Annotated in this window: 5 protein-coding genes and 1 rRNA gene; 1 reads left to right on the forward strand and 5 read right to left on the reverse strand. The window is 27.9% G+C overall.

Annotated elements, in window-relative coordinates; all coding sequences use genetic code 11:
- The 5 genes from G534_RS0106970 to G534_RS0106990 form a co-directional block, all read right to left on the reverse strand.
- Positions 1–459: ribosomal RNA gene (locus tag G534_RS0106970) — 16S ribosomal RNA — on the reverse strand; the annotation flags it as partial.
- 320 nt (positions 460–779) lie between these two features.
- On the reverse strand, positions 780–1,892 hold the full coding sequence (locus G534_RS0106975) for a serine hydrolase (RefSeq protein ID WP_027348469.1): 1,113 nt from the start codon (positions 1,890–1,892) through the stop codon (positions 780–782).
- Between the two features lie 3 nt (positions 1,893–1,895).
- The gene (msrB, locus tag G534_RS08160; RefSeq protein ID WP_034596107.1) at positions 1,896–2,870 is read right to left on the reverse strand and encodes a peptide-methionine (R)-S-oxide reductase MsrB; all 975 of its coding nucleotides are present in this window, start codon (positions 2,868–2,870) and stop codon (positions 1,896–1,898) included.
- Between the two features lie 9 nt (positions 2,871–2,879).
- Positions 2,880–3,680 carry a DnaJ domain-containing protein gene (locus G534_RS0106985; RefSeq protein ID WP_027348470.1) on the reverse strand — a complete coding sequence of 267 codons (801 nt, stop codon included), beginning with the start codon at positions 3,678–3,680 and terminating at the stop codon, positions 2,880–2,882.
- A gap of 2 nt (positions 3,681–3,682) precedes the next feature.
- Positions 3,683–5,467 carry an ABC transporter ATP-binding protein gene (locus G534_RS0106990; RefSeq protein ID WP_027348471.1) on the reverse strand — a complete coding sequence of 595 codons (1,785 nt, stop codon included), beginning with the start codon at positions 5,465–5,467 and terminating at the stop codon, positions 3,683–3,685.
- A gap of 335 nt (positions 5,468–5,802) precedes the next feature.
- On the opposite strand from G534_RS0106990, the gene G534_RS0106995 reads away from it, so the two are divergent.
- Positions 5,803–6,062 (forward strand): transposase (locus G534_RS0106995; RefSeq protein WP_027348472.1); only part of this gene is annotated, 260 nt, incomplete at its 3' end.

Consider the following 6,062-nt stretch of genomic DNA (forward strand, 5'->3'; position numbering starts at 1 on the left):
AAGGACAGTACTTTACAATCCGAAGATCTTCATCGTACACGCGGCGTCGCTGCATCAGGGTTTCCCCCATTGTGCAAAATTCCCCACTGCTGCCTCCCGTAGGAGTCTGGACCGTGTCTCAGTTCCAGTGTGGCCGTTCAACCTCTCAATCCGGCTACTGATCATCGCCTTGGTAGGCCTTTACCCCACCAACTAGCTAATCAGACGCGAGACCATCTTTCACCGATAAAATCTTTAACATAGCTATCATGCGATTTCTATGTATCATAAGGTATTAATCCCGGTTTCCCGAGGCTATCCCTTTGTGAAAGGCAGGTTTCTCACGTGTTACTCACCCGTTCGCTACTTTCATTTATAATCGTCATTCCGAAGAAATCTGTCTATAAAATCACGTTCAACTTGCATGTGTTAAGCACGCCGCCAGCGTTCGTCCTGAGCCAGGATCAAACTCTCAAATAAAAGTTTAATCTAGCTTATTTTTTTGAAATTATTCAACTCAAAAGTTTTGACATATTTTGTTGTTTAGGTTCTTTATTGTGTCGCCTTTTTAAGTTTCCTTTTTGTGACGACTTATATATATTACCACCGATAAAAAACTTTGTCAAGCTTTTTTTTTAATTATTTTTTAATTATTTTTTAAGCTCTTAAATTACTTTTTTATCAGCAACTTTTATATAATAACAATTAATTTTATGTTTGTCAACTATTTTATTTTAAAACATAAAATTCCTAGCAATGCTAGGAACTTTATTATAATATATTTCTTTTTTATTTGCAAATTAATTTTGTATATTTCTTATTAGGTTTATTTCACTTACTGTTCTATTAACTATATCTCCTATTTCTTGAATTTGTTTTTGTGATAATACAGTTGAATAGATTGAGTAATAAAATTTGGTATCAGAATTTACAATTCCCATTTCATATTTCAACTCTTTATCGTTAATAGATTTATTTATATTTCCTACACTACTATATATAGAATTAGTAAATAAATCATCACTATTATTAAAGATATTATTAAATAGTGAATTTATAATTGAATTACTTGTGTCATATAACTCAATCAATCTAATCATATCTGTAGTTGTATATTTTTCAGTATTTAATTTCCCAAATTTTTCATTTAAATAATTTTTTAAACTTATATTCTTACCTATTAAATATCTATTAAGCATATTTCTTGCTGCTAAATCTTTTAATTCAATAGTCTCTCTTATAATTTTTTCTATATTAAACTCACTTCCAATTGCGTTTTTAGAATATATATTGGAACCATTTTTTAAATCTGAGCTTATCATTGCAATTGAGTCTTCTAGATTAACAATATTACTTTCTATATTATCTCTAATCATTAATAAATATGGAATATCGATTATGTCTACAGTATATTCTTCATTACTATTTAAAGATAGAACATAATCATCACCTTGTTTAATAGATAGACTAAAATCATCTTGACTCAAATCATTTTTATCTAAATATAATTGAAGTTTATCCCATAAATAATATTCGTAGCTTCCATTATATTTATTTTTTATTTCCCAATTAGCATTGTCTACTAAGTTATACTTACCTGATTCATATTTATACTTCTTATAATATAGATTGCCATTAAACTGATTGTACTTATCACTATAACCAGATTCTGTATAATATCTTCCTATAGAGGAAGTATCTTTTAAATTCTCAGTTTTTTTTCTACTCAAATAAAAAATTAGGGAAAATGCTATTATTACTACAAACAAAATTAACAGCGTAATCCTTCTATTTTTCTTACGTTTTTTTATAATCATTTCTCTTCTTTTAGAAGCTTGATTTTTTGATCTATAATTAACAGACTTTTTACTATTTATTCTATTTTTATTATCTGCTCTCTTTTTTCTTGGCAAATTTTACTCCACAATATCTTTATATTTCCCATATCCTTCTTCATCCATTTTTTCTAAGGGAATGAATCTTAGGCTCGCTCCATTTATACAATATCTAAGTCCACCAAGTTCTTCAGGTCCATCATTAAAAACATGACCTAAATGTGTATCTCCCGATTTTGATTTAACTTCAACTCTTCTTCTATTAGAAATAGTTTTATCTTCAAAATAATTTACACCATTATCTTCAATAGGTTTGCTAAATGATGGCCATCCACAACTGGCATCAAATTTATCTGTAGATGCAAACAAAGGCTGTCCAGTCACAATATCTACATAAATCCCTTTATCATATAAATCGTTATATTCACTTGAGAAAGGTCTTTCTGTTGCACTATTTTGTGTGATTTCATATTGTTCTTCAGTTAAATTTCTTACGACTTCTTCATCTGAAGGTTTTGTATATCCCAATATTTCTGAATCTTTATTTGCCAATGAAAGATCAACATGACAATAACCACCAGGATTTTTTTCTAAATAATTTTGATGATATTCTTCTGCAGCGTAATAATTTTTTAATAATTTATCTTCTACCACTATTTCTTTACTATAATTATTTTTAACTAATATAATAAAATCTTGAACAAATTGTCTATCATCTAAATTAGTTGTATATATTCCTGTTCTGTATTGAGTACCAATATCTCCACCTTGTTTATTCAAAGATGTTGGATCAATAGTTCTAAAGTAATGTTCTAAAATCTGATACAGATTAATTTTCTCAGGATTATAAATAATTCGTACAGATTCTGCATATCCTGTAGCACCTGTGCAAACTTGTTTGTAGGTTGGATTTTCACCAATGCCATTTGCATAACCTACTTCTGTTTTTATAATTCCTTTTATCTGATTAAAATATGCTTGTGTTCCCCAAAAGCAACCACCAGCCAAAAATATTTCTTTTTCATTTTCTTGTTTTTCAATATATGATTTAATCATATTTTTCTCCTATAAACTATTATATCTTCTTACATTTTCTTCTGAAAGAAAGTCAAAAGCATTATTTATTTTCTTAAACATTTCATCCGCATTATTTTCTTTACTTATATCCGGATGATATTTCTTAGCAAGTTTTCTATATGCAGATTTTATCGTATTATAATCAGAATTATGAGGGACACCGAGTACATCACAAGCATCTTCATATTGTGTTTTAAAACTTGTAAAAGGATTTTGATTATATCCACCTTGACCTTGATAGCTTCCTTGATATCCACCTTGGTATCCGCCTTGATAATTACCTCGACCATAATTTGAAAAATTTTCTTCGAAAAATTTTCTCCAGGTTTCTTCTTGCGCCTTTTGTCTTTGTCGTCTTCTCTCTTCTTCTCTTCTTAACTCTTCTTCAAATTTTTCTTGTTGTTTTCTATCATATTCTGCTTTGTAGTAATTTACATTTTTATATCCTTGTGTTTCATCTTTAAAATATGCAGCATAATCATATAAAAAATGAATATGTGAATAATTTATTCTGTAAAAACTCATTAATCCAGCTCTACCTAAAAATGAAATTACAAATAAAATGATTAATATAGTTATTATACTAAGTCCAACCCCTGTTAATAAAAATAGTAATAAAGGTGGAAATATAAAAACTCCTATAAACATTATAATAATGATTGGTGCTAGTATATTTTTTAAATAATCGGCACCATCTACAATAAATTCTGCAACAATAATTATAAATTTGTACAATAACTCTACGAATTTAGTAAAGCCATATACTATATTTCCCCACAATTTTCTCATATTTACCCCATTATGTGATTTTCAACCCTATTATAAAGATTGTAATATTCACCTTCTCTTTCTAATAACTCTCTATGAGTACCACGTTCTTTTATACCCTCTTCTGTTAAAACAATAATCTCATCAGAATTAATAATGGTTGTCAATCTGTGAGCAATTGTAATTGTTGTTCTACCCTTTGATAATAAACTAAGTGATTCTTGAACAATTTGTTCACTTTTATTATCAAGAGCAGATGTTGCTTCATCCAATATAAGTATAGGTGGATTTTTCAGAAATACTCTAGCAATACTAATTCGTTGTTTTTGTCCACCAGAAAGCATCACTCCTCTTTCGCCTACATAAGTATTAAATCCATATGGTAGATTTTCAATAAACTCTAAAGCTCCCGCCATTTTTGCAGCATTTACAACATCTTCATAAGTCGCATCCATATTTCCATATAAAATATTTTCATAGATACTTCCACTAAATAAATATACGTCTTGTTGTACTATACCAATATTATTTCTTAAAGATTTTAACTCAATATCTCTAACATCTATACCATCTATTGTTATACTTCCAGAATCTATATCATAAAATCTTGGTATTAAATTAGTTAAAGTAGTTTTCCCACCTCCAGATGGACCTACAAGTGCAATTTTAGTTCCTGATTTGATAGAAAGATTTATGTTGGATAATACATCTTTGTTTGAATCTTGATTTTCTTCATCAGACTCATATGAAAAGCTTACATTATCAAATCTAATATTTCCTTCGGTTTTTGTTAATTTTATAGGATTCTCTGAGTTTTTAATACTTGGTTCAACATCCATTATGTCTAAGTATCTTTCTATACCAGAAATCCCTTTTTCGAATACTTCAATAAAATTAATCAATCTTGATACAGATGCTAATAATGTAGTTGTGTACATAGTATATAGAATAAAATCACCCGAGTTGATTTTTCCTTTTATCATCAAATATCCACCTAAAACTACAACTGTAAGATACATTAAGGCATCTAAAATTTTTGTTGTAGCTGTAAATTCAGCCATTGCTTGGTAGAACTCTTTTTTTATTCCTAAAAACTTTTTATTACCTTGATCAAATTGTTCTATTTCCATATCCTCATTAGCAAAAGATCTAATTACTTTAATTCCTAAAAGTGAATCTTCTATACTTGAATTTATTTCACCAATTTGATGTCTTTGCGCCATCTGAGTATTTCTAATTCTCTTTCTAGTTTTGTTTGTAAACAATAACATCAAGGGCAACATAATAAATATTATCAAGGTTAAGACGATATTTATATTTGCAAGTATTATAAAAGTGATTATAACTTTTACTGTCGCTACTAAAAATTCTTCTGGACAATGATGCGCAAATTCTGTAACTTCAAATAAGTCATTCGTAACTCTTGATAATAAATTCCCTATTTTATTTTTAGCATAAAATTCATCACTCAAAAATTGTATATGTGAAAACACTGTTTTTCTCTTATCCCTTTCAATGCTAGCCCCCATTATATGACCATATTTCTGCATATAGAAAGTTGCAAAGATTTCAATTGCTTTCAATATAATAAATAATATTCCCATGTAAATGATAAAATTCATACTTAGTGAAGCTATATCATTAGATGCTCTATTAGTAATAGATCTTATAATAAGCGGCAATGATATTTCTGAAACAATAGTTAGCATTGCAGCAATCATATCTGTCACAAAAAGCAATTTATAATTCCCATAATAAGGTATAAATCTTAAAATTAATTCTTTTGTTGTATATCTTTTTTCATTCATAATAACTCCTCAAACAATTATATCATAGAAGTAAATTTTATAATTCTTATGTAGTTTTTAAATTTATTTACAAATTTATTTTGTTAATTAATTTTAATATTTTAGCACTTTATTAAAGCTCTATTTATCTTCCTTTCTTTGTAACATCTAGTAATTTACCCAACTTTCCCAAAGCATTGCTTTGACTTATTTACAAACGTCAAAATATCTTTATTCAGTGATATAAATGGAGTAATTGCAAATATAAATAAGCTAATAAAAAAAATAGAGACATATATCTGAACTGACCCCAAAAAGTTGGACCTAAAAATAACTTTGAGGAGGTCAGTTTTTTCATGACAAAATATAGTACAGAATTTAAGATAAAAGTTGTTAAATCATATCTAAATAACGAAGGAGGATATGAAACTTTAGCTAAAAAATATGATATAAATGGTGCATCAATAATTGAAAGATGGGTAAATTCATACAAAACTCAAGGATATGAAGGTCTAAAAATTTCTAGAAAAAATAATAATTACTCTTTCGAATTTAAGAAAAATATAGTAAAGTTGTACTTAACAGGAGAAATGTCATATCAATCACTTGCTAATCA

The sequence above is a fragment of the Helcococcus sueciensis DSM 17243 genome (assembly GCF_000423145.1).
Lineage (GTDB): Bacteria > Bacillota > Clostridia > Tissierellales > Peptoniphilaceae > Helcococcus > Helcococcus sueciensis.

Coding starts and splice junctions, on each gene's coding strand:
- msrB (WP_034596107.1), bottom strand. CDS start 2,870: ATGATTAAATCATATATTGAAAAACAAGAAAATGAAAAAGAAATATTT.
- G534_RS0106990 (WP_027348471.1), bottom strand. CDS start 5,467: ATGAATGAAAAAAGATATACAACAAAAGAATTAATTTTAAGATTTATA.
- G534_RS0106985 (WP_027348470.1), bottom strand. CDS start 3,680: ATGAGAAAATTGTGGGGAAATATAGTATATGGCTTTACTAAATTCGTA.